Source organism: Mesorhizobium sp. WSM4842, assembly GCF_055901575.1.
Map to the genome: position 1 here is coordinate 1,576,547 of NZ_CM148372.1, position 25,318 is coordinate 1,601,864.

At 61.6% G+C, this 25,318-nt stretch carries 25 protein-coding genes and 1 tRNA gene; 16 read left to right on the forward strand and 10 right to left on the reverse strand.

Annotation, left to right across the window (positions count from 1 at the left end; genetic code table 11):
* Positions 1 to 9: 9 nt before the first annotated feature.
* Both rpoH and AC0NIE_RS07540 read right to left on the reverse strand, forming a co-directional pair.
* The gene (gene rpoH, locus AC0NIE_RS07535; protein WP_029348727.1) at positions 10 to 921 is read right to left on the reverse strand and encodes an RNA polymerase sigma factor RpoH; all 912 of its coding nucleotides are present in this window, start codon (positions 919 to 921) and stop codon (positions 10 to 12) included.
* Between the two features lie 207 nt (positions 922 to 1,128).
* Entirely contained in the window at positions 1,129 to 2,214 is a 1,086-nt protein-coding gene (locus AC0NIE_RS07540; protein WP_473486941.1) for an RluA family pseudouridine synthase, read from the reverse strand.
* Positions 2,215 to 2,240: 26 nt separating this feature from the next.
* Between AC0NIE_RS07540 and AC0NIE_RS07545 the strand changes: the two genes are divergently transcribed.
* The 5 genes from AC0NIE_RS07545 (at position 2,241) to AC0NIE_RS07565 (ending at position 5,768) form a co-directional block, all read left to right on the forward strand.
* Positions 2,241 to 2,618, forward strand: coding sequence for a fimbrial protein (locus AC0NIE_RS07545; protein ID WP_123150212.1), 378 nt, complete (start codon positions 2,241 to 2,243; stop codon positions 2,616 to 2,618).
* Complete coding sequence (locus AC0NIE_RS07550) at positions 2,615 to 3,022, forward strand: VOC family protein (protein ID WP_123150213.1); 408 nt, start codon at positions 2,615 to 2,617, stop codon at positions 3,020 to 3,022. Before AC0NIE_RS07545 ends, AC0NIE_RS07550 begins: the two co-directional genes overlap by 4 nt.
* A gap of 90 nt (positions 3,023 to 3,112) precedes the next feature.
* Positions 3,113 to 3,187 (forward strand) — tRNA-Glu (locus AC0NIE_RS07555).
* 1,082 nt (positions 3,188 to 4,269) lie between these two features.
* On the forward strand, positions 4,270 to 4,851 hold the full coding sequence (locus AC0NIE_RS07560; protein WP_473486940.1) for a VOC family protein: 582 nt from the start codon (positions 4,270 to 4,272) through the stop codon (positions 4,849 to 4,851).
* 26 nt (positions 4,852 to 4,877) lie between these two features.
* Complete coding sequence (locus AC0NIE_RS07565; protein ID WP_473486939.1) at positions 4,878 to 5,768, forward strand: glutathione S-transferase family protein; 891 nt, start codon at positions 4,878 to 4,880, stop codon at positions 5,766 to 5,768.
* Positions 5,769 to 6,233: 465 nt separating this feature from the next.
* Here AC0NIE_RS07565 and AC0NIE_RS07570 read toward each other — a convergent pair whose 3' ends face one another.
* The gene (locus AC0NIE_RS07570) at positions 6,234 to 7,118 is read right to left on the reverse strand and encodes a hypothetical protein (RefSeq protein WP_473486938.1); all 885 of its coding nucleotides are present in this window, start codon (positions 7,116 to 7,118) and stop codon (positions 6,234 to 6,236) included.
* 510 nt (positions 7,119 to 7,628) lie between these two features.
* On the opposite strand from AC0NIE_RS07570, the gene AC0NIE_RS07575 reads away from it, so the two are divergent.
* Entirely contained in the window at positions 7,629 to 7,883 is a 255-nt protein-coding gene (locus AC0NIE_RS07575) for a hypothetical protein (RefSeq protein ID WP_473486937.1), read from the forward strand.
* A gap of 106 nt (positions 7,884 to 7,989) precedes the next feature.
* On the opposite strand, the gene AC0NIE_RS07580 is transcribed toward AC0NIE_RS07575, so the two are convergent.
* Entirely contained in the window at positions 7,990 to 8,205 is a 216-nt protein-coding gene (locus tag AC0NIE_RS07580; RefSeq protein ID WP_473486936.1) for a hypothetical protein, read from the reverse strand.
* A gap of 371 nt (positions 8,206 to 8,576) precedes the next feature.
* Positions 8,577 to 8,939, reverse strand: coding sequence for a hypothetical protein (locus AC0NIE_RS07585; RefSeq protein WP_473486935.1), 363 nt, complete (start codon positions 8,937 to 8,939; stop codon positions 8,577 to 8,579).
* A 777-nt stretch (positions 8,940 to 9,716) separates the two neighbouring features.
* Here AC0NIE_RS07585 and AC0NIE_RS07590 point away from each other — a divergent pair.
* The 6 genes from AC0NIE_RS07590 to phoB all read left to right on the forward strand — a co-directional run bounded on the left by AC0NIE_RS07590 (position 9,717) and on the right by phoB (position 16,115).
* On the forward strand, positions 9,717 to 10,721 hold the full coding sequence (locus AC0NIE_RS07590; RefSeq protein ID WP_473486934.1) for a PstS family phosphate ABC transporter substrate-binding protein: 1,005 nt from the start codon (positions 9,717 to 9,719) through the stop codon (positions 10,719 to 10,721).
* A gap of 119 nt (positions 10,722 to 10,840) precedes the next feature.
* Positions 10,841 to 12,229 carry a phosphate ABC transporter permease subunit PstC gene (gene pstC, locus AC0NIE_RS07595; RefSeq protein WP_473486933.1) on the forward strand — a complete coding sequence of 463 codons (1,389 nt, stop codon included), beginning with the start codon at positions 10,841 to 10,843 and terminating at the stop codon, positions 12,227 to 12,229.
* Complete coding sequence (gene pstA / locus AC0NIE_RS07600) at positions 12,222 to 13,835, forward strand: phosphate ABC transporter permease PstA (protein ID WP_473486932.1); 1,614 nt, start codon at positions 12,222 to 12,224, stop codon at positions 13,833 to 13,835. Before pstC ends, pstA begins: the two co-directional genes overlap by 8 nt.
* A gap of 12 nt (positions 13,836 to 13,847) precedes the next feature.
* Positions 13,848 to 14,663 (forward strand): phosphate ABC transporter ATP-binding protein PstB, encoded by an 816-nt coding sequence (gene pstB / locus AC0NIE_RS07605; protein ID WP_473486931.1) that lies wholly within the window; start codon positions 13,848 to 13,850, stop codon positions 14,661 to 14,663.
* A gap of 38 nt (positions 14,664 to 14,701) precedes the next feature.
* Positions 14,702 to 15,409, forward strand: coding sequence for a phosphate signaling complex protein PhoU (phoU, locus tag AC0NIE_RS07610; RefSeq protein WP_123150226.1), 708 nt, complete (start codon positions 14,702 to 14,704; stop codon positions 15,407 to 15,409).
* Between the two features lie 16 nt (positions 15,410 to 15,425).
* Positions 15,426 to 16,115: a phosphate regulon transcriptional regulator PhoB gene (gene phoB / locus AC0NIE_RS07615; RefSeq protein ID WP_123150227.1), complete on the forward strand. Its 690-nt coding sequence runs from the start codon at positions 15,426 to 15,428 to the stop codon at positions 16,113 to 16,115.
* A 196-nt stretch (positions 16,116 to 16,311) separates the two neighbouring features.
* Here phoB and AC0NIE_RS07620 read toward each other — a convergent pair whose 3' ends face one another.
* Complete coding sequence (locus tag AC0NIE_RS07620) at positions 16,312 to 17,559, reverse strand: ROK family protein (RefSeq protein ID WP_473486930.1); 1,248 nt, start codon at positions 17,557 to 17,559, stop codon at positions 16,312 to 16,314.
* A 267-nt stretch (positions 17,560 to 17,826) separates the two neighbouring features.
* Between AC0NIE_RS07620 and xylF the strand changes: the two genes are divergently transcribed.
* The 4 genes from xylF (at position 17,827) to AC0NIE_RS07640 (ending at position 22,986) form a co-directional block, all read left to right on the forward strand.
* Positions 17,827 to 18,867: a D-xylose ABC transporter substrate-binding protein gene (gene xylF, locus AC0NIE_RS07625; protein ID WP_292512078.1), complete on the forward strand. Its 1,041-nt coding sequence runs from the start codon at positions 17,827 to 17,829 to the stop codon at positions 18,865 to 18,867.
* A gap of 142 nt (positions 18,868 to 19,009) precedes the next feature.
* Positions 19,010 to 20,341, forward strand: coding sequence for a sugar ABC transporter permease (locus tag AC0NIE_RS07630; RefSeq protein ID WP_473486929.1), 1,332 nt, complete (start codon positions 19,010 to 19,012; stop codon positions 20,339 to 20,341).
* A 93-nt stretch (positions 20,342 to 20,434) separates the two neighbouring features.
* The gene (locus AC0NIE_RS07635; protein WP_473486928.1) at positions 20,435 to 21,229 is read left to right on the forward strand and encodes an ATP-binding cassette domain-containing protein; all 795 of its coding nucleotides are present in this window, start codon (positions 20,435 to 20,437) and stop codon (positions 21,227 to 21,229) included.
* 113 nt (positions 21,230 to 21,342) lie between these two features.
* Entirely contained in the window at positions 21,343 to 22,986 is a 1,644-nt protein-coding gene (locus AC0NIE_RS07640; RefSeq protein ID WP_473486994.1) for a CHASE domain-containing protein, read from the forward strand.
* A 95-nt stretch (positions 22,987 to 23,081) separates the two neighbouring features.
* Here the strand turns inward: AC0NIE_RS07640 and AC0NIE_RS07645 are convergent, their stop codons facing one another.
* The 4 genes from AC0NIE_RS07645 to AC0NIE_RS07660 form a co-directional block, all read right to left on the reverse strand.
* The gene (locus tag AC0NIE_RS07645) at positions 23,082 to 23,324 is read right to left on the reverse strand and encodes a YMGG-like glycine zipper-containing protein (protein WP_258121719.1); all 243 of its coding nucleotides are present in this window, start codon (positions 23,322 to 23,324) and stop codon (positions 23,082 to 23,084) included.
* A gap of 81 nt (positions 23,325 to 23,405) precedes the next feature.
* On the reverse strand, positions 23,406 to 23,732 hold the full coding sequence (locus AC0NIE_RS07650; protein ID WP_473486927.1) for a hypothetical protein: 327 nt from the start codon (positions 23,730 to 23,732) through the stop codon (positions 23,406 to 23,408).
* Between the two features lie 148 nt (positions 23,733 to 23,880).
* A complete protein-coding gene (locus tag AC0NIE_RS07655) occupies positions 23,881 to 24,063 on the reverse strand; it encodes a hypothetical protein (RefSeq protein ID WP_473486926.1) in 183 nt (60 codons plus the stop codon).
* Between the two features lie 163 nt (positions 24,064 to 24,226).
* Positions 24,227 to 25,261 (reverse strand): sensor histidine kinase, encoded by a 1,035-nt coding sequence (locus tag AC0NIE_RS07660; RefSeq protein ID WP_473486925.1) that lies wholly within the window; start codon positions 25,259 to 25,261, stop codon positions 24,227 to 24,229.
* Between the last annotated feature and the right edge of the window lie 57 nt (positions 25,262 to 25,318).

Sequence of the window (25,318 nt, forward strand, 5' to 3'; positions counted from 1 at the left end):
TCGGAAGCTTTATGCGGCCGGCTGCGCCTCGATGGTGCGCAGGGCCTGCATCTGGCGCTTGGCCGCGGCCTTGACCGCGTCCTGCACCTTCTCGAAGGCGCGCACCTCGATCTGGCGCACGCGCTCGCGGCTGATGTCGAACTCGGCCGACAGCTCTTCCAGCGTCAGCGGCTCCTCGGCCAGGCGGCGCGCCTCGAAGATGCGCCGCTCGCGCTCATTGAGCACGGCAAGAGCGCCCGACAGCATGCCGCGCCGGTTTTCCAACTCGTCCTGCTCGATCAGCGCTTCTTCTTGGCTTTCGTGGTCGTCGACGAGCCAGTCCTGCCATTCACCAGATTCACCTTCGCTCGCCCGGATCGGTGCGTTGAGCGAGGCGTCGCCCGACAGGCGGCGGTTCATCGACACCACCTCCGCTTCGGACACGTTGAGGCGGGTGGCGATCTCGGTGATCTGGTCAGGCTTCAAATCGCCGTCGTCGAGCGCCTGGATCTTGCCCTTCACCTTGCGCAGGTTGAAGAACAGGCGCTTCTGGTTGGCGGTCGTGCCCATCTTGACCAGGCTCCACGAGCGCAGGATGTATTCCTGGATCGAGGCCTTGATCCACCACATTGCGTAGGTGGCGAGCCGGAAGCCGCGCTCCGGTTCGAATTTCTTGACGGCCTGCATCAGGCCGACATTGCCTTCCGAGATCACCTCGCCGATCGGCAGGCCGTAGCCGCGATAGCCCATGGCGATCTTGGCGACGAGCCGAAGGTGGCTGGTGACGAGCTTGTGCGCAGCCGTGGTGTCCTCATGCTCGGCGTAACGCTTGGCGAGCATGTACTCTTCCTGCGGCTGAAGCATCGGAAAGCGACGGATTTCTTCCAGGTAGCGGCTGAGGCCGCCTTCGCCGGAAACGATACTGGGTAATGATTGGGCCATGATAGCGCCCCTCTCTCTTGGAGTGGTGCCCCCGAAATTCGGCGGGCATATATCGCGAACGCCAAAGGCTCGTTCGCGACAACCGGTGTATATAGGAACAAAACCAGAAAGGACAGCATTGGTTCAACACGAAACAGTGTGTCACGCCAAAGTGAACAACGCCGGTCAGGTTTTTGCCGATCAGGTTTTGAATGGATGGAAGGCGGATCAGAGTTTGCGAAAGCCGTCGACGAGTTCCTCCATATCCCTCGGTACAGGCGCCTCGAACCTCATCGTTAGATGGGTAGTCGGATGCCGAAATTCAAGCAGGCGGGCATGCAATGCCTGTCGCGGAAATGCCTTCACCCGACCTTTCAGCGGCTCGGGCAGCCGGTTCGCCTTGGTGCGAAAGGCCTGGCCGTAATCGGGATCGCCGACCACCGGATGGCCAATATGCGCCATGTGGACGCGGATTTGATGGGTGCGGCCGGTCTCGAGCCGGCATTCGACCAGGCTCGCCGTGGCAAATTCCTTTTGCTGCTCGCCAAAGCGCTCGATCACCGAGAAATGGGTGACGGCGTGGCGGGCATCGTCGCGGCCCTCCGGCACCACGGCGCGGCGCACGCGGTCGGCGGCGCGGCCAAGCGGCTCGTCGACCGTGCCTGTCGGTCTCATCGGTATGCCCCAGACCAGCGCCAGATAGGCGCGTTTGAGATCGCCGGTCAGGCCATGGTCGGCAAAGGCCTCCGACAATGACTTGTGGGCACGGTCGGTCTTGGCGACGACCATGACACCGCTGGTCTCCTTGTCCAGGCGGTGGACGATGCCCGGCCGACGCACACCGCCGATGCCGGAAAGACTGTCGCCACAATGGTGAATCAGAGCGTTGACCAGCGTGCCGGTCCAGTTGCCGGCACCCGGATGGACGACAAGCCCCGGCGGCTTGTTGATGACGATCAATTCGTTGTCTTCATAGAGGACGTCGAGCGGGATCTCCTCGCCTTGCGGCTCCGCCGGCTCCGGCTGCGGCATGTCGACCGACACGCAGTCACCGGCCGCCATCTTGCGCTTCGTCTCGTTGACCGGCTGGCCGCCGACCTTGACCGCGCCCTGCCTGATCAGCATCTGCACCCGGCTGCGCGACATGTCCGGACCGAGCTTGCCAGCCAGCCATTGGTCGAGGCGCTGGCCGGCCGCATCGGGACCGGCTTCCAGCACGATCGATCCCCTGTTTGGCGATTCCCCGTCTGGCGATCCGCCCTCCATTAATCCATCCTCTATCAATATGGGGGCCTCTTCGTTATGAGCGCTCATCGAAAATCGTTCCGGAATGTTTTGCCATGGCTGCTGCCGACGAAGACGAGGAAAAGCCGCTCGACCCCGAAGTTGAAAAGGTGCGCAAGAAGCTTGTCCGCTTCGTCGCCATCAATCTCGGCCTGCTGTTCCTCGCCCTTATGGTGGTGATCGCTGCCCTTGTCTACAAAACGCGCACCACGCCGCCGGCAGCCCCATCACTTGCCGGCGACATCCAGGTGCCGGCCGGCGAGCCGCTGACCGGCGACATCGTGCTGCCGGTCGGCGCCAGGGTCATCAGCCAGTCGCTTGCCGGCAACCGCGTCTCCATCGATGCGGAGCTTGCCGACGGCAGCCGCGCGATCTTTGTCTACGACATCACTGAGCGGCGGATCATCGGCCGCTTTTCGATCCGCAACAAATGACTGGTTTCGCCGAAAATCGCCGCGTCGCCACCGTCGCGCTCGTCGTCAGAAACTATGACGAGGCGATCTCCTGGTATGTCGACAGGCTGGGCTTTTTGCTCACCGAGGATGTCGATCTTGGCGGTGGCAAGCGCTGGGTCACGGTGGCGCCGGCCAACGAACAGGGCGCGCGGCTGCTTCTGGCCGAAGCGGCCGATGATGCGCAAAGGGATAGCGTCGGCAACCAGACCGGCGGCCGCGTCTTTTTGTTTCTCGAAACCGACGATTTTGTCCGCGACCACGCGGCAATGCTCCAAAAGGGCGTTGAATTCCGTGAGGCGCCTCGCCACGAGGCCTATGGCATTGTGGCGGTTTTCGCCGATCTCCATGGAAATCTCTGGGACCTCATCGAGCCAAAACGATAGGCTTGCGACTGATGTTTTCCCGGCTCCATAGACTGTCCGAAGGCCAGTTGCTTTTTCCCAGCCGTCAGCCTATATCGCCGGTTCTTGAACGCGCCCATCGTCTAGCGGTCAGGACACCGCCCTCTCACGGCGGGAACAGGGGTTCGATTCCCCTTGGGCGTACCAAGGATTTCAAGTGCTTAGCTGGCCGGCAAGTTTTTCTGTCCAACGTTTGTGGAATTCGATTTTTCCAGAACCTAGTAGTTGGCGCTCTTTCCTATGTAGATTTGTCATAGCGCTGATTCTTTCCAGCACGTGTCAGCGAGTCGCACAGATGGACCGTAGTCAATTGACTATTTCGCCTAGCAGCGATCAACACAGGGCATTGGTGGCGCTCAATCAACACTCTTGCAGACGGTGAAGGAAGTCACCGGAAAGACCGCTCCTTGGGTGCCCTGGGGCACGACGACCGGGCCGGTGCTGCCGTGGTCAGACTGAAAGCGCATTGCCCGCTTACTGCAATTGCGGCATTCTCTCTGCCATGAGAGTGCAGCGCGCGTTTTGGGCGAACCTGGATAAACCAATATGGCAGCAGATAGACCGACCCAACCCACAACGGGTCGAGTAGCAGTAGCCCTCGGCGCGGCGGGATTTGTTGCCATTACCGTCAGCCTTATCGTCGCGCTATTTTCGATATACGGCCATGACGCCTGGTGGGTCGGTCCAATCGGCACCGGCATAGCCATCTGGTTAGGAAATATGGCCTACCATCGGGTGAAGGACGGGGCGTAGGGCCTACCCATGGGGCCTCCATCAATTGGGGACGCGGACCGTAGCAAACCGCCCCCCTTTGTGCGAGGTTAGGGCTCATAACGAAGGGGATTTCGCATGCATCCAAGTAATACGCTTGCAAAGCCGAAGGTTTGAGGAGTCTTCCGAAACAAGTGCTCCGCTTCGCCATTGCGTGGCGGCTGTGGCCTCTCCAGCCTGTCGGCGGATCAATCCTCTTCCCAGAAATCCTACAACGAGGCGTGACGAAGGTCTTGCTCGCCCCTTAGGTGCTTACGCGGGTGCCCGGCCAGGGTCGCCGCTGACTTCCCGCAAGTCGGCAGTGGCCATTCGCCGCTTCTGGCGCAGCGCGGCCGATTGAATTAGCATCGCCTCATCAAGCCTTTGGGCCGGCCGAGCATATCCGGTGCCAATCAAGCGCGGTGGATGCGACGTCGAACCCGTTCGGCATAGAGAGGGGAAACCTTGGGAGAGGGCCAATGCAGAAACTGCAATCGCAGGGCGTCCATCACATCACGCTGGTCGGCGCCGGGCGCCAGACTTCGATCGATTTCTGGGAGGGCGTGCTTGGCATGCCTTTCATCTTCGAGCAGCCCAATCTCGACAAGGCCAGCGAAAGCCACCTCTATTTCGATCCGGGTGACGGCCGGCTGATCACCATCTTCAGCGACGAGAGCCGCACGCCGGTCAAACGGCGCACGCCGACAGATACGGGCTGCGTCCACCACATCGCCTTTGCGGTGTCGCGCGTCACCTTCCTGCAGGCGGTCGCCCGGCTCGACGAGCGCGGCATCAAGCACAGCGGCGTCAAGGATCGCGGCTTTATGGATTCGATCTATTTCGAGGATCCGCTCGGCCTGCTGATCGAGCTCGCCTCCTACCGTTTCGAGCCGCCAGCGGGCTTCACTCATGCCGACGTGCTGATGCAGGCGCACAAGATTCGCGTTGCGCGCGGCGACTATGCAATAGCCGAAGTGCATCTTGCCGACGCGATCCAGGCGCTCGTCGAGCACTCCCGCGCGACCTTGTCGGAGGACCGCACGCCGAAAAATCCATACTGACTACAGGCCAAACAAGGGAGGACACAATGGCAAAGATGACAACGAAGAGTGCGAAGAAGCCGGCCGCCAAGACCGCTACGAAACCAGCCGCCAAGGCCGCGACAAAGCCTGCAGTCAAGGCGGCGAAAGCTTCCGCCAAGCCGGCAGCGAAAGCCGCCGCAAAACCTGCAGCCAAGGCATCCGCGAAATCCGCGCGGAAGACCAAGGCGAAATCAGGAAAGAAGCCCGCGCTGACGCTCAGCATGCTGAAGCCGAGCGTCAACAATATGAGCGTTCGGGTGTTTGCACGCGCGGCCGGGCTCGATCATTCCGAGACCGACGTATGGGGCCACACGCGCTCGCCTGAATACATGGCGCGAAACCCAGCCCATCTCACCCCGATGATCGAGGACAAGGACTTGCCGAGAGGCGTGCTGTGGGAAAGCTGCGCCATTATGCAGTATCTCGCCAACAAGCATGGGCTGGACAAATTATATCCCAAGGCGCCGGCCAAGCGGGCAATGATCGACAGCGCCATGTTCTATCTGATCGGCACGCTCTACCCCTATGTGGCGCGCGCCACATATCCTGCGCTGAACTTCCCGCAATATGCCGGCGAGGTCGGTTACAGCGACGCCGACCCCAACAGGAAGTCGGAAGCCCAGAAGGCCGCGGCGGCCGCAATTGCCGAGCCGCTGGAGGTCTTTCACAGCTTCTTCAGGAACAGCAAGCCGTTCATCGGCGGCAAGAACCCGTCGATCGCCGACATCCGCCTGGCGGCGACGCTCGAATTCCTGGCCGTCATCGACTACGCGCTGCCCCAATGGGCAAAAGACTACATGGCGGCGATCGAGAAGAAGCTCGGCAAGGCCTACGCCGAGCCGGCCGCCGACGTGCGCGGCTATATCGCCTATGTGAAGTCGCAGGCCGGGGCGTGAAGCTTTCGCTCTAACGGTCTTGGTTGCCCAGGCCGACCTAAACCGAGACCGAAGGCCCGCCGCCTTTTACGGGACGTAAGAATGTTTGAAGCGTCGACGACGAAGCGACGGTTGACCTGGCGGCAGCGGTCCTGATGATCGGGCCTGCGCGGGTGGCGTCCATGGAAGGGACTGTATATGACCCGCAAACTACCCTTATTCGCCGCGTTCGGTCTGGCGCTTGCTGCCCTGGCGGCGTGTGACCAAACTCAATCGGCAGGAACGCAGGCGACGACCGCTGGCCAATTGCCGCCACCTCCAGCCGACACGATGACGCCGGCACCCGCAACCCCGCCGCCAGCTCAGACCGCCCCTGTTCAGTAGCAGATCGTAGTTCAAAAAATAGAACCCTCGCCCGAGGCGGGGGTTCGCTTTCGGCATCGCGGTCGCAAATCGGCGCGGGCTGATTGATGTTGCGCTTGTCGTTCAGGGGCCGAATATCACGAGCTCGGTGAACGTCAGATCTCCGAGCGAGGGTGGTCTGGGGCCCATGAAGTACTTCAGCCCTCTGTTGGGGCGGTACCACCCGAACAGACCTGCAATCGGTTCCTTGGCGTCGACGACGCAAAGCAGGATGCCGCTTCGCCAGAGAAAGCGTCCGATGGCACCGGCGCACCGGCTCAAATCTGCGAGAGAGCGGCAATAGACAATCTGATAGGATGGGATAAGACCGCGCAATATCCGGCGCGGCATCAATACGAAAGGAAACACTGCTCCGTCGCAAATGCAAATCAATGACAGGCAGCCCAGCGCGGAGTGTTCCGAGAGTATGTATCTCTCACTGTCGGACAGCATCGCCATTTCCGCAAGATCGGGACGAGCTTCGAGCACGCGACATGACCGCGGCACCGAACTAAAAGCCGGCAAGAAGGCAAATTGTCCGCTGGAAAAGAGGCGAAAGCCGAGCGCCAAATTGTGCTTTAATGTAGCAGGCGCCGGCGAAACGTTCGTGTAGGTCACGTCTTTTTGCTTGAGAATCGTCGTAATCAGCTTGATGGCATAGGGGCGGAATTCTTCGTCGACGGACCAGCTCGAAAGGTTGCAGCGGATTTCATCGCCTACCTGCCTGCGATAGCGGGTATAAAGGGTCAGCACGACGCCGACGATCCGACCAGTCTCCTCCAAAGCAAAGCCGTATTGTTGGCATTCGGCGATAGCAGGCCGCTGCGACAATCGGGTCAGCGCTTGTATCCAGTAACTCCGGTCACGCTCCGGAAAGCCCCGGCACAGGCAGTCGACTACTCCTTCCCAATCGGCTTCGCGAATTGGTCGACAGCGAACGCCGGGAGGGAGAGCGCCAAGTACGGCCATAATAAACCCCAGAACACGATCGTTACTTGGATATGCTTCACATGCTAACACATTGGTGTACAACGATTAATAATATGTGCCGCATTTAAAGAGGACTTTCCGCACTCATCACCAAAACGCAGATCAGATTTGCCATGACGCGCAGATGAGCAGATCCGGTCGGTTAAGGATTCGTTAACCAAATCCCTATCTACTGATTGGCAATTCACCTCCAATTCGTGACCACGGATGTACTGGCGCGGTCGAGGTGGAAAGGAAAGGTCGGCCATGTGCCGGCCTTTTTGTTTCGTTTCCCGGGAAGCTGCGGCCTGACATTCGCGATTGTCGTCTGGCGTCAAGCCTTCAAAACATCCGGCCTTGCTGTGCGGGCAAGGCGGAGGGACGAGGACTTGCAATGAAACGCACGGCAGGACTGTTGGTGATTGCCGGCGCGATATTGGCAGGCGCCAGCTGTCAATCGAATGCCGCATCGCTGAACACCATGGACGATGTCGGGGCTGCGATCCACGTGTGCTGGACCCCGCCGGCGAATGCCGGGAATTCAACCGTCACATTGAGTTTGGGTTTCAAGCGCAACGGCACGCTGATCGGCCCGCCAGGCCGACTGCCATCAATGTGACCGACGACGCGAAGGCGCGGCAATCCTTTGTCGATGCAGCGATCGCCGCCCTGGAACGCTGCTTGCCGCTTAGCTTTTCGCCGGCGCTCGCCCAAGGGATCGCAGGCAGCGTCTTCACCCTGCAATTCGGCTCGCCCAAACAGTAGCCGGGCGTCATCCCAGGCAAAGCCCGCTCGTTTCCCCGGCGGGCCATTCAGCCACGCGTTGCTAGCGTCACCTCAAGCGATCGGACGGTTCCCGGTTCACGAGATGTCAGTGTTGGGCGCGTCTCGCATTGACATGGCGTGCCAATTCCGGCGCCTCGAAGACGTAGTCGCTCCAGGCCGATTCCGGAATCTGGCCAGCCAGATAACATTCCAGCAAAAGACTTTGCTCAGGACTGAGAGGTCTCGGCGCGCGCTCATGATCCAGTCCCAGCGAGTGAAACAGATTTCTGGTCAGGCCCGAGACAGTGAAGTGAATCGACATGTGCGGTCTCCTTTTGACCATCCAGCGCGTGACCTAAAAATCGGGATCAACCTTCGCTACGCTGCCCTTCGGTTTGGCAAGGTCCATGAACCAAACCAACGTCACAGCGTCCTTTCTGCGTCCAAAGAGACGCGCGGCGCCGCAAAAGGGACGCGCGGCGCTGCAATGGCTGTTTAACGTCGAAGGCGGGATAAGGTTTCAACGTGGCGGCCGGTAACCCTGGATTGTCGGGGCACCGGATCGATCGGGCAGCCCGAAACCCACAAGTCGGTCTATGCGATCGCGTGCGCGTCTGACCGAACCGCTGCGTCAGGTGCGCAGGCAGCGTTTGAGGAGGGATATTTGGCTGCCACCGTTTGAATGCCGGCCGGCTATTCGCAGACCATGCGGACCCGTTTTCCGGGTTGGCTGACGTTCCTGCAGGTGAGCGGTTTTGTCGGCTCGGATGACGGCATCGGCGGATCGTTGGAAATCCTCCTGACGTGCCTTCTCGGCGCCACGGGAGTCTTGATACCGGGAGCCGTCGCCCTTTTCGGCGTTTCGGGCGCCACAGGAAAGACATCGGTCTGCAGCAGCTGCTGCTGTTCGGCTTGCGCCTGCTGCGGCGGCCTGTCCCAGAACCGCCGGACATCGAGCGGCCTTGGAATGACGACGGTGCCGTCGTAGCTGCGCGAACAGCCGCTCCCCAACAGCAGCATCGGGCACAGGAAAAAAGGCAGGATCCGTCCCAACATCGGCAACACCCTTGCGGGATTTATAACGCGGCTTCGGCTCTGCCGACAACCGTCGGAATACACCGCGGGCAAGGCTAGCGCATGACCCGGAGAATCGGAATCGATTTCGCTGGGGATCATGCGCAAAATCAAAGTGCCGCAATGTCCCTAGACTAGCGCGACCGGAGGCGGGCATGGACGATTGCCTGCCCAAGCCCATCAGCCCCAGGGCCTTGCTCGAAAAGGTCGAGCGCTGGCTCGGCGCGGACGGAGAAATCCAGCGCAACGCGGGATTGGCATCCCCGTCAGGCCGTAGAGTTCAGCCGCGATTCGGCGACGCGTTGCGAGCAAGACTATGGTGCGATCGCACCATACCAAAGCGTGCGTCCGGTTGGGACAATAAGCGCATTCGAGTTCCGCCCTCCGGTTACGGGCGGGAGCAGCGACCGCCGGCAAGAAGCAGGGTCAGATTTACCCCAACGGACCTGTTTCGGCGATGGCGCGGCCATGACCTCCTTGGCCGCATGCAACGCGCTCCCGCCCGGATTTTCTTTTTCGGCGCCAATTGTTCGCCTGTCGAGGGCAAATGTCGGCCGGAAATCGTGCAAGCTGCTGATTCCAGCGGCAAACCACGGCTGTGCCGGCGAGACCCGCGGCGCTTCCTTTTCGACACGGCAGTGCCGCGTTACCGGGCTGACATCAAACTGTCATGTGACTGTAATAATCGGAGGCTATTGGCCTCAGCGGGCGCCGAAGGAATGGCGCCGAGAGACTATTTTCCGAACAGGAGCAGGCCACATGAAGAAATTCCTCCTTACGGCGTCGGCCGCGGCGCTTGCGCTCGCCGCGTCGGCTGGTTATGCCGCCGCGCGCGACCAGATTCAAATCGTCGGTTCGTCCACAGTGTTCCCCTTCACGACGGCTGTCGCTGAAAAGCTCGGCCAGAGCGGAAAGATCAAGACCCCGGTCGTCGAGTCGACTGGCACCGGCGGCGGCATGAAGCTGTTTTGCCAGGGCGTCGGCGAAAATACCGCTGACTTCACCAATGCCTCGCGCGCCATCAAGGACAGCGAACTTAAGACCTGCAAGGCAAACGGCGTGACGCCGGTCGAGATCAAGGTCGGCTTCGACGGCATCGTACTCGCGAACTCGAAGGCAGGGGCTGTCGTCGATCTGACCAAGGAACAGGTTTTCAAGGCGCTCGCCAAGAACGTCGCTGTTGACGGCAAGGTCGTCCCCAACCCCTACAAGAACTGGTCGGATGTCGATGCATCGCTTCCCGCGACAAAGATCGAGGTGCTTGGCCCGCCGCCGACATCCGGCACGCGCGATGCGTTCGTTGAACTCGTCATGGATGCGGCCTGCCAGGAAGAAGTGAAGGCGGCTAATGAAAAGGGCTGCGGTGAGATCCGCGAAGACGGCGCTTTTGTCGAGGCCGGCGAAAACGACAATCTGATCGTCCAGAAGCTGGAAGCCAACGCCAATGCCTTCGGCATCTTTGGTTTCTCGTTCCTTGACCAGAACGCCGACAAGCTGCAGGGCCACAAGGTCGACGGCGTCGAGCCGACCTTCGAGAACATCGCATCCGGCGATTACGGCGTTTCCCGCTCGCTCTACATCTATGCCAAGAAAGAGCATGTCGGCGTCATCCCCGGCATGCAGGAGTTCATCGCCGAGTACACCTCGGACGGCGCATGGGGTCCTGATGGTTATCTGGCCGACAAGGGCCTGATCCCGCTGCCGGACGCCGAGCGCGCCAAGTGGGCCGAAAACGCCAAGGCCCTGAAGGGCATGGGCTCTTGATGTTTCGGGGTCCGGGTGTATATCCGCCCTGACCCTCATGCTCTAAAAGCCCAAAGCGCGGGACCAGAGGTCCCGTGCTTTGAGCCGGTGAATGACCGGCGGTCGAGGGGACGTCCTGAATGGTCGGTTATCTCGTTGTTCTACTGTTAATTCTGGCCGCTGCGGCCTATTGGATCGGCCGGACACGCGCAATTGCCAGTGTCAATGGCGACGTCGCGCGATTGCATTCGCTGCCTGGCCAACATGGCATGTTTCTGGCGCTTTTTGCTGCCGGTCCCGCGCTGCTTGCGATCGTGTTGTGGTCGCTGGTGACGCCGGGAATTGAATCGTCGATCATTGCCGACCGCTTCTCCTCCGAGTTGTCGGGAATGGGCGTTCCTCAGGTCGAAGCTTTCATCCGCGACGCTCGCGCGATGGCCTTTGGCGGGCTTGTCGGCTTCGCCGATCCGGCGAAAGAGGCGGCCGCGGCCGTCTACAAATCGATCCATACGACCAGCACCTGGATCATCTGGGCCGTCGCGCTCGTGCTTTCCGCGTCCGGATTTTACTGGGCCTATTCGCGTATCGCACAGGCCTACCGGGCGCGCCACGTGGTCGAGCGCGTTCTTCGCGCATTCTTGATCGCCTGTTCGGTGGTCGCGATCCTGACGACGATCGGCATCGTCCTGTCGCTTATCTTCGAGTCCCTGCGGTTCTTCCAACAGGTGCCGTTCTATAAGTTCCTGTTCGGCACGCATTGGTCGCCGCAGAGCGCCTTCGCCGGCGCCGGAACGGAAGCCGGGGCGGTCAACCAGGATATTTTTGGCATGGTGCCGCTCTTTGCCGGCACGTTGCTCATCACCTTCATCGCCATGCTGGTGGCTGCGCCTATCGGGCTGATGGCTGCCATCTATCTTTCGGATTACGCTTCCAAAAGCGTCCGCGCGATGGCAAAGCCGGTACTGGAAATCCTCGCCGGCATCCCGACCGTCGTCTACGGCTTCTTCGCCGCGCTGACGGTTGCGCCCTACTTCCGCGGTATGGGCGAAAGCCTGGGCCTCAGCGTCGCGTCCGAATCCGCGCTCGCGGCAGGCGTGGTCATGGGTATCATGATCATTCCCTTCGTTTCCTCGCTTTCCGATGATGTGATCAATGCCGTTCCGCAATCCCTGCGAGACGGTTCCGCCGGCCTCGGCGCGACCAAGTCGGAAACCATCCGCAAGGTGGTCCTTCCCGCTGCCCTTCCGGGCATCGTTTCGGCGATGCTGCTCGCCGTCAGCCGCGCAATTGGTGAAACAATGATCGTGGTCATGGCGGCGGGCCTGGCGGCAAACCTCACGGCCAACCCGCTCGAAGCGGTCACCACCGTGACGGTGCAGATCGTGACGCTGCTTGTAGGCGATCAGGAGTTCGACAGCGCCAAGACGCTTGCAGCCTTCGCACTCGGCCTGGTGCTGTTCAGCATCACGCTTACCCTCAACATCGTCGCTTTGCGCGTCGTCCAGAAATACCGAGAGCAATATGACTGATGCGATCGCGTCATTCGGCGCCGGCCGGCGGCCGGTCAGCGTTCATACCGACGATGCCGCGAAGGCGCGGCTGAAGGGTCGTTACCGCACTGAAACGTGGTTCAAATGGCTCGGCGCCGCAGCCGTCGCGTTGGCCGGCTTATTCCTTGTGCTGCTCCTGTCGACGATCGTCACGCAGGCGATCCCGGCGCTGCGGCAGAACTATCTGACGCTGCCGATCGATCTTTCGGCGGCCAAGGTCGACCCGGCGAAACTCGACGCCGCCAACTACGACGCCATCGCTCAGGAAGCGCTTACGGCAAAATTTCCTGATGTGACGAGCCGTCAGGACAAGCGCCTGCTGCGCGGACTGATTTCCACCGGCACAGGCGTCTTCCTGCGCAAAGATATTGCGGCTGATCCGGGGATGCTCGGAGGAACGGTGGACTATGCGGTTCCACTTGACGATTTTGCCGACCTTTATCTCAAGGGGTTGCTTGCCGACGTCGGTTCGGACGAAGCGATTTCGACAAGCGTCACCCCTTCGGAAACCAGCGGCGACATCGATCTGACCTTCGGCGACGACGCCATGCTGACGCTGGCGCGTGGCAATGGTGCGACCGAGGGCGAAAACGGTATGCTCACGCTGACGAGCGGCGCATCGTCGCTGCTGGTCGCGTTCAATGGCGGTACGGTCAAGCTGACCGCGCTGTCGCCTGGGGCCAACGGGACGGCGGTCGCAAAGGGCACGGTGATCGAGGCGCTGGACAGCACGGCGCCCGCAGCGAGCGGCCAGGCATTCCTGCGCGTCATCGACACGCCGGAAGCATCGCGAAAGATTTCCGACAAGATGATCGTCTGGCTCGACACGCTGAAGAGCGCCGGCCTGATCGAAAGCCGGTTCAACTCGATCTTCTTCTTCACCGGCGCAAGCCGCGAGCCGGAACTGGCCGGTGTCTGGGGCGCGGTCGTCGGATCGTTCCTGACCATGATCGTCACGCTCGCCATCGCCTTTCCCATAGGCGTTTCGGCGGCGATCTATCTTGAGGAATTTGCGCCCAAGAACCGGCTGACGACGACCATCGAAGTGAATATCAACAATCTGGCGGCGGTGCCTTCGATCGTCTTCGGCCTGCTTGGACTTGCCGTATTCCTGAACTTCTTCGGCCTGCCGCGCTCAGCCCCGGTGGTCGGCGGCATGGTGCTGGCGCTGATGACCCTGCCGATCATCATTATCGCCTCACGCGCTTCGCTGCGCGCCGTGCCGCCGTCGATCCGCGAGGCGGCGCTTGGCATCGGAGCGTCCAAGGTCCAGACCGTATTCCATCACGTCCTGCCGCTGGCGATGCCGGGTATCATGACCGGCACCATCCTCGGAATGGCGCATGCGCTGGGTGAAACCGCGCCGCTGCTGATGATCGGCATGGTCGCCTTCATCGTCGACATTCCCGGCGGCTTCACCGATCCCGCGACGATCCTGCCGGTGCAGATATTCATGTGGGCGGATTTCCCGGAAGCCGGGTTCCAGCAGAAGACTTCGGCGGCGATTTTGATTTTGCTGCTTTTTTTGGTCATCATGAATGCCATCGCGGTGATACTGCGCAGGCGCTTCGAGCGGCGCTGGTAAGGAGTAGAGGATATGAACATCATGACGGAAGCCGGCGTCGAACAGAAACTGAGCAGCGGAACCATCGCCCCTTCGATCAAGATGAAGGGCGACAAGGTCTCTGTTCATTACGGCGAGAAGCGAGCTCTGTTCGACGTGGATCTCGATGTCCGCGAGAACCAGGTGACGGCGTTGATCGGCCCATCGGGCTGTGGCAAGTCGACCTTCCTGCGGTGCCTGAACCGAATGAACGACACCATCGATATCGCGCGGGTGAGCGGCAAGATCACGCTCGACGGCGAGGATGTCTACGACCCGAAGATCGATGTCGTCGAGCTGCGAGCCCGCGTCGGCATGGTATTCCAGAAGCCGAACCCGTTTCCGAAGTCGATCTATGAAAACGTCGCCTACGGTCCGCGCATTCACGGCCTGGCCAGGAGCAAGGCCGAGTTGGACGGCATCGTTGAATCGAGCCTGAAGAAGGCCGGCCTGTTCAACGAGGTCAAGGATCGCCTGCTCGAGTCGGGTACCGGTCTCTCCGGCGGACAGCAGCAGCGCCTGTGCATCGCGCGCGCCATCGCCGTATCGCCGGAAGTGATCCTGATGGACGAGCCCTGTTCGGCGCTCGATCCGATCGCCACCGCCCGCGTCGAGGAACTGATTGACGAACTGCGCCAGAACTACACGATCGTCATCGTCACCCATTCGATGCAGCAGGCAGCGCGCGTGTCGCAACGCACGGCGATGTTCCATCTCGGCTATCTGGTCGAGGAGGGCGCGACCGACAAGATGTTCACCAACCCCGACGACAAGCGCACCCAGGACTACATCACCGGCCGGTTCGGCTGAGCGGTCCGGCGGCGAATTTCGAACACGAGGACAGTATCATGGGTGAACACACCGTCGCATCTTTCGACGAGGAACTGGAGCACATCGACAGGCTGATCCGCGATATGGACGAGCTCGCCGCCGCGATGGTCGCAGCCTCGATCCGCGCGTTGCTTGCATCAGACAATGCGATGGCGCAGCGCGTCGTCTCGGACGACGCCATCATGGATGCGCGGCAGCGCGAACTCGACGATAGTGCGATCACGCTGATCGCCAAGCGGCAGCCGATGGCGCAAGATCTGCGCGCCGTGGTTGGCGCAATCCGCATGGCCGGCGATCTCGAGCGCATCGGCGACCTGGCCAAGAACATAGCCAAGCGGGTCAGCGCAGTCGGGCAGAGCGCCACGCCGCGTAATCTCTCGCACGGTATCGACGCGATGGCGGATCTCGTTCTTGTGCAGCTCCGCGGCGTGGTCGAGCACTATGTGTCGCGCAATGCCGGCGCGTTGAAAGAACTGCGCGCCGACGACCAGAAGATCGACGTGAAATACACGGCGGTTTTTCGCGAACTCCTGACCTACATGATGGAGGATCCGCGCAACATCACCGCCTGCACGCATCTTCTGTTCTGCGCCAAGAATCTCGAGCGTATCGGCGATCACGTCACCAACATCGCCGAAAACGCCTACTATGTCGTGACCGGGCAGCAATTGCCGGCGGATCGCCCGAAGCTCGACGAAACGACGATGTCGGCGCCGGCGACATGACGGGGGTGACCGGTCGATGATCGCGCCACGCATCATGGTGGTGGAGGACGAAGAGCCGCTGGGCGTCCTCCTCCGCTACAATCTGGAATCCGAAGGCTATCAGGTCGAGGTGGTGACGCGCGGCGACGAGGCCGAAATCCGGCTGCAGGAAAACGTGCCCGATCTTCTGGTGCTCGACTGGATGGTGCCGGCGGTTTCCGGCATCGAGCTTTGCCGACGCCTTCGGATGCGCCCCGAAACCGAGCGGCTGCCGATCATCATGCTGACCGCACGCGGCGAGGAGAGCGACCGGGTGCGCGGCCTCTCGACAGGGGCCGACGACTACCTGGTCAAGCCGTTCTCGACACCGGAATTCATGGCCAGGATCAAGGCGCTGCTGCGCCGCGCCAAGCCCGAAGTGCTGTCCAGCGTGCTGAAGGTCGGCGACATCATGCTCGATCGCGAATCGCACAGGGTCTATCGCAAGAAGAGCGAGATCCGGCTCGGGCCGACCGAATTCCGGCTGCTCGAATTCATGATGCGGCACCCAGGTCGGGTCTTCTCGCGCAGCCAGTTGCTCGATAATGTCTGGGGCGAGACGATCTACATCGACGAGCGCACGGTGGACGTCCATGTCGGCCGGTTGCGCAAGGCGGTCAACAATGGTCGCATGCCCGATGTCATCCGCACCATCCGCGGTGCGGGCTATGCGATCAGGGAAGACTAGCTGATATTCAGGTGATGCCGGCCTGCGACCGGCGATTTCCTGCGCTTCCGGTACGTACCCAAAAGTACGCTCCGTTCCGGTTCTCGGAACTCGCCCAGTCTGGTCGCTTCGCGCCCGTCTTCGACTCCGGCGCGGCCTGACCTGAATCTCAACACAACCCCAAGTCGCATTCCGCCTTTGTTCCTTGCCTTCGGACTCACGCCACGTCCTTCCTGATCGTGCCGGACTTCCCTTGCGCGCCCGGCGCGAAAATCTCCTGGTCGACGAAGCTCAGCGCTCGCAAGGCGCAGCCTTCGCGGATCAGCGGCAGCTCGTTCGTCTCGGTGTCGAAGGAAATCGAACCCGAATGCTGGCCGCCGGCGGTCTGGGCGATGGCCTCGCGCAGGGCCGGCTCGATCAGGTCGAAGGCGGCAGCGCTGGCGCCGACCATGGCGACCGGCGCCGGATCGATCAGCGCGAACAGGCTGCCAAGCCCGAAGCCGAGCGCTTCGCCGGCCTTGCGGTAGGCTTCGCGCTCCGGTCCGTCCGTCTGGCGCGCCCGGGCCGCCAGTGCCCGCATCTCGGCGTCGCTGACATCGGCGACCGGCTCTGCGTTCTCGCTCAATTGCCTTGCGTTGCGCCAGATGGCGTAGTTGCCGGCATAGGCCTCGACGCAGCCGCGCCGCCCGCAGCGGCAAAGCGCGCCGCCCGGCCGATGAATCATGTGGCCGAATTCGCCGCCCGAGGAATGGGTGCCGGTGAACAGTTCGCCCTTCAGCACCAGCCCCATACCGATGCCGTGCGAGAGCAGGATGGCGATGAAATCGTCGCGGTAGCGATCCGGGTCACGCCAGCGCAGCGCCACGGCCATCATGTTGCAGTCGTTCTCCATGATGGCCGGGATGCCGAACTCGCGTTCCAGAATGTCGGCGAAGGCGATGTTCGTCTGCGGCGTGATCGGCGACCACAACATGGCGCGCGCATGCGAATCGGTGATGCCCTGGATCGCCAGCGCGATGCGGGCGACGCTTTGGACGTCGAGGTTGGGGTCTTCGATCCGGCGCCGCACGATGGCGACACATTCGTCGATCAGCTCGTCGCGCGACATGGTCAGCGTGTCCAGCCGGCGCTGTTCCTCGGCGACCACCTGTCCGGCATAATCGATGACAGCGACCGACAGGAAATTCAGCGACAACACGACCGCCAATACCGCAGCGGCTTCCGGATTGAGGCTGAGGCCGACCTGCGGTCGGCCGCGTTTCATCGAAACGGTCTCGCTCGCCTTGCTCTCGGTCAGGATGCCTTGCTGGATCAGGTCGGAAGAGATCGCCGATATGGTCGAATGGCTGAGGCCGGTGGTTGCGGCGATCTCGGTCCGCGACGGCTGGCCGGCCCGGCGTACCGCAGAAATCACCATCGCCCGGTTGCGCCGGCGCAAATCGTCATGACGGATTCCAACCGACATTCTTTTGCTTCCTCCCTATTGCCGCGGCCGCTCATGAACCGGAAGCCGTCGGTAATGTCCGACAAATACTGGCAGAAGCAGAAGGGCCTGTCATTGTTTATTCCGAGCCTCGAAAAAAAGCCGGCAGGCCAACAAAATCCATCAGAATTGGTGTTGACAGTGCTTCGGCGTTGGACCAGTATTTTTTCGAGGCTCGAAAAAATAGGAGCCTTTGTGCCGGCCTTCGGGCCAGTTGGTCGCGCCGTACGCGGCGCAGGGAGGAAAATCATGAAGAGATTCACAGCCGCCATTCTGGCGGGGGTCGCCATGTCGCTGACGCTCGCGTCGGTCGCACAGGCCAAGGACAAGGTCATTGGCGTTTCGTGGTCGAACTTCCAGGAAGAGCGTTGGAAGACCGACGAAGCCGCCATGAAGTCGGCGATCGAGGCCGCCGGCGACAAGTATATTTCCGCCGATGCACAGTCCAATCCCGGCAAGCAGCTGACCGATGTCGAGAGCCTGATCTCGCAGGGCGCCAACGCGCTGATCATCCTTGCGCAGGATGCCTCGGCCATCGGGCCGGCGGTGCAGAAGGCGCTGGACGAAGGCATTCCGGTCGTCGGCTATGACCGGCTGATCGAGAACAAGGACGTGTTCTATCTGACCTTCGACAACCAGGAAGTCGGCCGCATGCAGGCCCGCGAAGTGTTCAAGGTGGCGCCGGAAGGCAATTACGTCTTCATCAAGGGCTCGGGCGCCGATCCGAATGCCGATTTTCTGTTCGCCGGATCCATGGAAGTGCTCAAGGACGCGATCGACAGCGGCAAGATCAAGAATGTCGGCGAGGCCTATACGGACGGCTGGCTTCCCGCCAACGCTCAGAAGAACATGGAACAGTTCCTGACCGCCAACGACAACAAGGTCGATGCCGTGGTTGCTGCCAATGACGGCACCGCTGGTGGCGTCGTCGCGGCGCTGACGGCGCAAGGCTTGGCCGGATCCGTCCCGGTGTCGGGCCAGGACGGCGACCATGCCGCGCTGAACCGTATCGCGCTCGGCACGCAGACCGTATCAGTATGGAAAGACGCGCGCGAGCTCGGCAAGAACGCTGCCGAGATCGCCTCGCAGCTGGCCGACGGCAAGCAGATGACAGACATTGCGGGCGTCAAGGACTTCACCACGCCGGGCGGCAATGTCGTCAAGTCGCTGTTCCTGACGCCGATTGCCATCACCAAGGACAATCTCAACGTCGTCATCGACGCGGGCTGGATCAAGAAGGAAGAGGTCTGCGCCGGCGTGGCAGCGGGCACCGTCCCGGTCTGCAACTGATCCGGCCTTCGCAAGAAGCCTGAAACGCCGCGGCTTCACGCCGCGGCGTTTTTTCAAAAAGAATTGTTTTTCCGCTTCTCGCGGCTAACTTCTAAGCTGCTTCCGGCATCCGCGGCAGACGGCAACCCGGTGGGAGGACATCATGGCCGACACGACTTCCAACACGCCGGCCGCCGACACAGCTGCCGATCGGGCGCGTGAATCCGAGCTCAGCCCCGTCGGCCGCTTCCTCAAGGCAACCGAACTCGACATACGCATGCTCGGCATGATCGGCGCGCTGCTGGTCATCTGGGTTGGAATCCACATCCTGTCGGGCGGGCTTTTCCTCACGCCGCGCAATCTCTGGAACCTGTCGGTGCAGACCTCCTCGGTCGCGATCATGGCGACCGGCATGGTGCTGGTCATCGTGATGCGCAACATCGATCTTTCGGTCGGCTCCGTCGAAGGTGTGATCGGCATGGTGATGGGCGTCGCGCAGGCCGAATTCCTCATCCGGGTCATGGGCTTCCAGCTTGGAAATCCCTGGATATGGATCATCGCACTGGCTGCCGGCGTAGCGCTCGGCCTCATGATCGGCGCGCTCCAGGGCTTCATCATCGCCTATCTCGAGGTTCCGGCCTTCATCGTGACGCTGGGCGGCCTGCTGATCTGGCGCGGCATCGCGTGGCTGATGACGAGCGGGCGCACCGTCGCGCCGCTCGACGCCACATTCCAGCTCATGGGTGGCGGGCCGCGTGGCTCGATCGGGGCAACTGCAAGCTGGATCGTCGGCATTCTCGCCTGTGTGGCCGTCGCCTTGATGCTGCTCAACGGCCGGTCGCAGCGCAAGCGGTTCAAATTCCCGCTGCGCCCGGTTTGGGCGGAGAGCTTGCTTGGTGTTGTCGCCTGCGCCGCCATCCTTGGCGCCGTCTGGATCGCCAATTCCTACCCCTGGCCGATCGGCATCGTTCGCCAGTACGCTCAGCGGACCGGCATCACTGTTCCCGAAGGCGGCCTGTTCATCGCCCATGGCATCGCCATACCGGTGCTGATCGCGGTCGCAGTCGGCATCGTCATGACCTTCATCACCAGGCGCACCCGTTTCGGCCGCTATGTCTTCGCCATTGGCGGCAATCCGGAAGCGGCCGAACTCGCCGGCATCAACACGCGCTGGGTGACCATGAAGGTGTTCATGATCATGGGCGTGCTGGCCGCGATCAGCGCGGCGATTGCGTCGGCCCGCCTCAATGCGTCGACCAATGCGCTGGGTACGCTGGACGAGCTCTTGGTCATCGCGGCTGCGGTCATTGGCGGTACGTCGCTGGCCGGCGGCTCCGGCACGGTGCTCGGCGCGATGCTGGGCGCACTTCTGATGCAGTCGCTGCAGTCCGGCATGGTGTTGCTCGGCATCGATTCACCGCTTCAGAGCGTCGTTGTCGGCGCCGTGCTGGTCGTCGCCGTCTGGCTCGACACCGTCTACCGCAAGCGGGTCTGAGCATGATCCCGAGCCGAAGCGCCGCGTCAGCGAAAATTGGACGCCGGTTTCGACAAGACCATGCTCAAGCAGAAACTATGGGGAGGAACGATCATGGCTGACACAACTGCGCCCACGCCACTGATCGATATGCGCAACATTTCGATTGCCTTTGGCGGCATTCGTGCTGTCGACGATGCGTCGATCGACCTTTTCCCCGGCGAGGTCGTGGCGCTGCTTGGCCACAACGGCGCCGGCAAGTCGACGCTGATCAAGATCCTGTCCGGCGCCTACAAGCGCGATTCGGGCCAGATCTTCGTCAATGGCGAAGAGGCTTCGATCTCCAATCCGCGCGACGCCAAGAAATACGGCATCGAGACGATCTACCAGACGCTGGCGCTCGCCGACAATGTCGACGCCGCCGCCAATCTCTTCCTCGGACGCGAGCTGATGACCGGCTGGGGCACGCTCGACGACGGCGCCATGGAGGCCGAGGCGCGCAAGGTGATGGGCAGGCTCAATCCCCGCTTCCAGCGCTTCAAGGAACCGGTGGTCAAGCTTTCGGGCGGCCAGCGGCAGTCGGTGGCAATCGCGCGCGCCATCCTGTTCAACGCCCGCATCCTGATCATGGATGAGCCGACGGCGGCATTGGGGCCGCAGGAAACGGCACAGGTCGGCGAACTGGTCATGCAGCTCAAGGCCGACGGCATCGGCATCTTCCTGATCAGCCACGACATCCACGATGTGTTCGAGCTTGCCGACCGCGTCTGCGTGATGAAGAATGGTCGGGTCGTCGGCACGGCGCACACCAGCGACGTGACCCAGGACGAGGTGCTCGGCATGATCATTTTGGGCAAGTGCCCGCCCGGTGCAATTCCGGGCCCAGGTGCACTGAAGATCGCCGCCTGAAGCGTCAAATACCTGTCATGTGATATGCCAGTCGTCATGATGGTTTGGCCGCGCCATTGTGTTGCCACGGGGACTTGCCCATAAGATGGGGAACCATGGGCCGCAGCAGCAACTTGAAGAAGTTCTTCCCGATCGTCGCTTTCATCGCCGTCGCGCTGATCAGCCTGACGATGGCGGGATTCGCCTATTTCGCCACGCAGGAAGCGGCGCGCATCAAGTTCGAGGCGACGGCGGACGATGCGCTCAACCGGATCGATAGCCGCATCGACCTGCATCTGTCGCTGCTGCGATCGACCCATGCGCTGTTCGAGGCGCGCAATGGTGGCATTTCGCGGGGTGAGTTCAAGGCGTTCTTCGAAGCGCTTGGTATCAACGACAATTTTACCGGCCTGCGCGGTATCGGCTTTCTCCGGCTGGTGAGAGCCGGCGACGAGGCAGCCGTCGAGCGTGCCATCCTGCACGACTATGGCGCCAGCGATGCGATCTATCCGGCTACGACAACGCTGCCATGGCGTACGCCCATCACGCTATTCGAGCCGCTGGATCCTTCCAATCAGTCCAGCATCGGCTACGACATGTTCACCGAACCGGTGCGGCGCGAGGCGATCGAAAGGGCGATGGCCGACAACCAGCAGCACGCGAGCGGGCGCGTGCAGCTAGGCCAGGAAACAGGTGCTGCGCAGACCTTCACCGGCTTCCTGGTCTTCGTGCGGCTCAACGTCGAAACCGCCCAGGACGGCATCGATGCGTCCAGATCCTCGACAGCAGGCTTTCTTTATGCGGCCTTCCGCGCCCGCGATCTGTTCCAGACCGCGCTGAGCCGAACGCCGCTGCTGCCGGTGAACATCGAAATCTATGACGGCAAGGTGGATGCCGACCATCTTTTGTTCCAGTCGGAAACGCCGCCGGCGTCGAGCTTCGGCGACAGGCTGCTGGTTTCTCGTGAGATCACCATCGCCGGACGTCCATGGACCGTCCTGTTCAGACCGACAAGCGCATTCTCGCAACCCTCCTCGCGCGCCATTCCGGTGATGCTCGGCCTGTTCGGGCTGCTGCTTGCGGGAACCATCGCGCTGGTGGCCCGCTATCAGGAGCGGGCCTATGACGCGGTCTCGCTGCTTCATGAAACGACGGAAAAAAGCCTGCTCGAAAAAGACCTGATGCTGCAGGAGATGAAGCACCGCATCAAGAACTCGATCACGCGGGTGCTGGCGATCGCGCGCCAGACGGCGTCGCACGCTACCGACGTCCACGAGTTCTCGTCCTCTTTTTCGGCCCGGCTGCAAGCGATGGCGGCTTCCCAGGACATGCTGACGCGCTCGCGCTGGCAGAAGGCCGATCTCGGCGATCTCTTGCGCATCGAACTTGGCCAGGTGTTCGGCAAGGAGCTTCCCGAGGGGATATTGTCGGGGCCAGAGGTGTTGCTCGACGAGACGACGACGCAAGCGCTCGGCCTGACCTTTCATGAACTGGCAACGAACGCGCTGAAATATGGCGAAACCGGCAATTCGGTCAATGCTAGAACGGGCGAGTGGTCACTCAAGGTCGACTGGTCGGTCGAGGGCCGCAGGAGCGACCGGACGCTGGTCCTCAACTGGCGCGAAGCCGGCCAGAAGAAGCTCGAACCACCTGTCAAAACCGGTTTTGGCACCAAGCTGATCGATCTGAACGTCACGCGCGAATTGCGCGGTACGATCAATCGCGATTTTCACGATGGCGGGTTGAGCGTGGAAATCAGGATTCCACTGTCGGACTGAAACGCTGCCGCAAACCGACCGTTTTCGAAGGCGCAAGTAAACAGAGACCGGCTCGTCCGGTCTCCGCTTCTATTGCTTCATGCGTTTGAAACGGATCAACAGCGAGCCGTAAACAGACGGCCACGGTTGTCGCGGTACTGGCAATAGCCGTTGCGCAGGTTGCGCACCAGCAGGCCGGAACCGGCACCGATGGCTGCGCCCACCAGCGCACCCTTGCCGCCGTCAATCAGGCCGCCGGCCAGCGCGCCGACACCGGCGCCGACGGCGACATCCTTCTCAGTGGTGCTGCAACCGCTGACTGCGATCACGGCAACCATGGCAATAATCATCTTCCGCATAGGGTCACTCCTCGCCTTTTTGTCCTCACTTGTAGCTCTACCGTCATGTATCATGCGAAAAAGCGTTTTGCCTGCTCGATTTCATTGTTGGCTAAGGGAATCTTTTTCGGGGCGCGCGCCGTTCGAGGCAACCTCAAGATTGGAAATCTCCACGGACGCGTCGAGCGTGCCGTCCGGACGCACATTCCAGACGATCTGGTCGTAATCATCCTCAAGTGCCGGATCGACGGAAAGGCATTTGGCAATTATGCGCGGAGCCTGACCCTGCAAATCGCTCAAGGCAAAGGGCCGCGCGGCGGTGCATTCCTGAGCGGTTTCGAAAACGCTCACCGATACGGGCAGTTCGCGACACTCGGTCATCGCGTTCGAACAGCCAATGACCAGCAACACGGCAGCGATGTGTTCCATGGCGACGGTCCTCCGGCCATAAGAACGGGCCACATCCGTCAAAGTTCCTGCCATGCAGGCTGGCGCGACTGATTGGAGAACAGGTCGACATGAGGCCTCGGGTCAGGCCCTGGGTCAGGCCCGAGGGCATGCTTTTGCGCGACATGCATTAGATCAACTGGAACGCGGCGACCAGGACGACCACTGCAGCCAGCCCGATCGCGGCGACGCCGGGGGTCGGGAGGGAAGTATGGGGCGACGGCATCGCGGATGCTTCGAGATCCTGAAACCCGCCCATCGAAACGCGCGCGGCCTGTTCGAGCCTGTTGATGTCGGCAACCGTCAAAGCCATTCCTCCCGTACTGCGCAGCAACTGCGATCGAAAACGTCATGCGGAGCGGTGTCTGGGAAAAACAGCATCGGACTTTATGGTGAACAGATGGTTAAGCCGGCGCGGCCCGTATCGATCCCCAGCCCTCTTGGCCACGGCTCTCTTGGGCTCGGCTGCTGTCCGTTCAATCCGTCTCGAAATTGCCGCGAGGAACGACAAGACGATATTCGAGGCGGTCCCCGGTGATTTCAAGTGTCGCCGTACCGTTCAACGACGCAGGCACGACGCGCTCCAGCGCGACGCTGCCAAAGCGCTTCTCACTGGGCTGATTGTCATTGGCTCCGATGGCTTCGGCCCATGTCAGCGACAATGCGGTCTCGCCAGCGGAAGCGGCCGTCAGATCGGCCGTCACCTCGACGAATCCGTCGGCTCGCGACAGAGCGCCGTAGCTGACCGAATTGACGGCAAGCTCGTGCATGGCCAAGCCGATATGCAGGGCGGCATTGGGGTTGAGGTACGGATTTGCACCCTGGAAACGCAAGCTGCGCACAGGGTCGGCTCCATAGCGGCCGACCTGGCCGGACACCAGTTCGCGCAGTGCCGCTCCCCGCCAGTTCGACGAGGTCACCAGGTCCTGGGATGAGGCAAGCGACTGCAGCCGGCCGCGAAAGCGTGTCAGGAAATCACCGAGCGTGTCCGAATAACGGCTGGTCTGGGTGGCGATGCTCTGGATGATTGCCAAAAGGTTCTTTGAGCGGTGGCTGACCTCGCGCAGCAGCGTCTTCAGGGTCTGCTCGCGACGTTTCTGCTCGGTCGTTTCGACCATGGTGGTGACGACGCCCTGCACGGCGCCGCCGTCGTCATGATCCGCGTCTACCCATATTTGGAACCAGCGAACGCCATCATCGGCGGGAATGCTGAGCTCAAGATGTTCCGGATTGCCGGATGCGACGACATTGCGTTTGGCCGCACCGATACGCTCCGCCTGCGCCAGCGGCAGGATGCCGTTGCCGTCGGTCGTATCGGAAGCCCATGGCGGGCGCATGTTGCGGGCCCAGACGGTTTTCATCTCGCGATCCTGATAGAGAACCGAAATGCCGGCATTGTGCAGCGCATGGAGAAGGGCCCGGCCAAGCTGCATTCCACTCTCAGCGGACTGCAAAGCGATGATTTCATCGCTCCGTCCGCTGTCTTTCATGTCTCCGGCTCTGGATTGCATTGGTCACTTCACCGCCCAATGCAGACTGAACGGCTGACGGAAAATTGGGTTCCAAAA

Excerpts from the sequence above, each read along its gene's own strand:
- rpoH (WP_029348727.1), bottom strand. The coding sequence starts at position 921 with ATGGCCCAATCATTACCCAGTATCGTTTCCGGCGAAGGCGGCCTCAGC.
- AC0NIE_RS07540 (WP_473486941.1), bottom strand. The coding sequence starts at position 2,214 with ATGAGCGCTCATAACGAAGAGGCCCCCATATTGATAGAGGATGGATTA.
- AC0NIE_RS07545 (WP_123150212.1), top strand. The coding sequence starts at position 2,241 with ATGGCTGCTGCCGACGAAGACGAGGAAAAGCCGCTCGACCCCGAAGTT.
- AC0NIE_RS07550 (WP_123150213.1), top strand. The coding sequence starts at position 2,615 with ATGACTGGTTTCGCCGAAAATCGCCGCGTCGCCACCGTCGCGCTCGTC.
- AC0NIE_RS07560 (WP_473486940.1), top strand. The coding sequence starts at position 4,270 with ATGCAGAAACTGCAATCGCAGGGCGTCCATCACATCACGCTGGTCGGC.
- AC0NIE_RS07565 (WP_473486939.1), top strand. The coding sequence starts at position 4,878 with ATGGCAAAGATGACAACGAAGAGTGCGAAGAAGCCGGCCGCCAAGACC.
- AC0NIE_RS07570 (WP_473486938.1), bottom strand. The coding sequence starts at position 7,118 with ATGGCCGTACTTGGCGCTCTCCCTCCCGGCGTTCGCTGTCGACCAATT.
- AC0NIE_RS07580 (WP_473486936.1), bottom strand. The coding sequence starts at position 8,205 with ATGTCGATTCACTTCACTGTCTCGGGCCTGACCAGAAATCTGTTTCAC.
- AC0NIE_RS07585 (WP_473486935.1), bottom strand. The coding sequence starts at position 8,939 with ATGTTGGGACGGATCCTGCCTTTTTTCCTGTGCCCGATGCTGCTGTTG.
- AC0NIE_RS07590 (WP_473486934.1), top strand. The coding sequence starts at position 9,717 with ATGAAGAAATTCCTCCTTACGGCGTCGGCCGCGGCGCTTGCGCTCGCC.
- pstC (WP_473486933.1), top strand. The coding sequence starts at position 10,841 with ATGGTCGGTTATCTCGTTGTTCTACTGTTAATTCTGGCCGCTGCGGCC.
- pstA (WP_473486932.1), top strand. The coding sequence starts at position 12,222 with ATGACTGATGCGATCGCGTCATTCGGCGCCGGCCGGCGGCCGGTCAGC.
- pstB (WP_473486931.1), top strand. The coding sequence starts at position 13,848 with ATGAACATCATGACGGAAGCCGGCGTCGAACAGAAACTGAGCAGCGGA.
- phoU (WP_123150226.1), top strand. The coding sequence starts at position 14,702 with ATGGGTGAACACACCGTCGCATCTTTCGACGAGGAACTGGAGCACATC.
- phoB (WP_123150227.1), top strand. The coding sequence starts at position 15,426 with ATGATCGCGCCACGCATCATGGTGGTGGAGGACGAAGAGCCGCTGGGC.
- AC0NIE_RS07620 (WP_473486930.1), bottom strand. The coding sequence starts at position 17,559 with ATGTCGGTTGGAATCCGTCATGACGATTTGCGCCGGCGCAACCGGGCG.
- xylF (WP_292512078.1), top strand. The coding sequence starts at position 17,827 with ATGAAGAGATTCACAGCCGCCATTCTGGCGGGGGTCGCCATGTCGCTG.
- AC0NIE_RS07630 (WP_473486929.1), top strand. The coding sequence starts at position 19,010 with ATGGCCGACACGACTTCCAACACGCCGGCCGCCGACACAGCTGCCGAT.
- AC0NIE_RS07635 (WP_473486928.1), top strand. The coding sequence starts at position 20,435 with ATGGCTGACACAACTGCGCCCACGCCACTGATCGATATGCGCAACATT.
- AC0NIE_RS07645 (WP_258121719.1), bottom strand. The coding sequence starts at position 23,324 with ATGCGGAAGATGATTATTGCCATGGTTGCCGTGATCGCAGTCAGCGGT.
- AC0NIE_RS07650 (WP_473486927.1), bottom strand. The coding sequence starts at position 23,732 with ATGGAACACATCGCTGCCGTGTTGCTGGTCATTGGCTGTTCGAACGCG.
- AC0NIE_RS07655 (WP_473486926.1), bottom strand. The coding sequence starts at position 24,063 with ATGGCTTTGACGGTTGCCGACATCAACAGGCTCGAACAGGCCGCGCGC.
- AC0NIE_RS07660 (WP_473486925.1), bottom strand. The coding sequence starts at position 25,261 with ATGCAATCCAGAGCCGGAGACATGAAAGACAGCGGACGGAGCGATGAA.